The sequence below is a fragment of the Streptomyces cavernicola genome (assembly GCF_029968035.1).
Lineage (GTDB): Bacteria > Actinomycetota > Actinomycetes > Streptomycetales > Streptomycetaceae > Streptomyces > Streptomyces cavernicola.
Genome location: NZ_JASCIQ010000097.1, coordinates 1 through 1,268 on the forward strand (window position 1 = coordinate 1; position 1,268 = coordinate 1,268).

The 1,268-nt window shown below is 69.7% G+C and carries 1 protein-coding gene; it reads left to right on the forward strand.

Features of this window, described 5'->3' with window-relative positions; all coding sequences use genetic code 11:
- Window positions 1–1,268: NAD-dependent malic enzyme (locus QIS96_RS37615; protein ID WP_282547390.1), on the forward strand; the 1,268-nt coding region annotated here is incomplete at both ends.

Here is a 1,268-nt window from a genome sequence, read left to right on the forward strand (position 1 = left end):
GTCACCGGCCTCGACGTCACGGCTTCCGGTCACGAGAAGCTCCGTATCGACGTCACCATCGCTGCGACCTCCACCGCGCACGCGGACGAGATCGTCGAGCAGCTGCGCGGCATCGAGGGCATCGTGCTCGGCAAGGTCTCCGACCGTACGTTCCTGATGCACCTCGGCGGCAAGATCGAGATGGCGTCGAAACACCCCATTCGCAATCGCGACGACCTCTCCATGGTCTACACGCCCGGTGTGGCCCGTGTGTGCATGGCCATCGCGGAGAACCCGGAGGACGCGCGCCGCCTCACGATCAAGCGCAACACCGTTGCAGTCGTGACGGACGGCTCCGCCGTGCTCGGCCTCGGCAACATCGGCCCGATGGCCGCCATGCCGGTCATGGAGGGCAAGGCCGCCCTGTTCAAGCAGTTCGCGGGCATCGACGCCTGGCCGATCTGCCTGGACACCCAGGACACCGACGCCATCGTCGAGCACGTCAAGGCGATCGCCCCCGGCTTCGCGGGCATCAACCTCGAGGACATCTCCGCGCCCCGCTGCTTCGAGATCGAGGCGCGCCTGCGCGAGGCCCTCGACATCCCGGTCTTCCACGACGACCAGCACGGCACCGCCATCGTCGTGCTCGCCGCCCTCACCAACGCGCTGCGCGTCGTCGGCAAGAACATCGGCGACGTGCGCGTCGTCATGTCCGGCGCCGGCGCCGCCGGTACGGCCATCCTCAAGCTGCTGCTCGCGGCCGGCGTCAAGCACGCCGTCGTCGCCGACATCCACGGCGTCGTGCACGCCGAGCGCGAGGACCTCAAGGACGCCGCGGTCGACTCGCCGCTGCGCTGGATCGCGGACAACACCAACCCCGAGGGCGTCACCGGCACCCTCAAGCAGGCGGTCGTCGGCGCCGACGTGTTCATCGGCGTCTCGGCCCCGAACGTCCTCGGCGGGGACGACGTCGCGGCCATGGCCGACGACGCGATCGTGTTCGCGCTCGCGAACCCGGACCCGGAGGTCGACCCGGCGGTCGCCCGTCAGACCGCGGGCGTCGTGGCCACCGGCCGCTCCGACTTCCCGAACCAGATCAACAACGTCCTGGTCTTCCCGGGCGTCTTCCGCGGCCTGCTCGACGCCCAGTCGCGCACCGTGAACACCGAGATGATGCTGGCCGCCGCCACCGCCCTCGCGGACGTCGTCACCGAGGACGAGCTGAACCCGAACTACATCATCCCGAGCGTCTTCAACGACAAGGTCGCCGGCGCCGTCGCCGGAGCGGT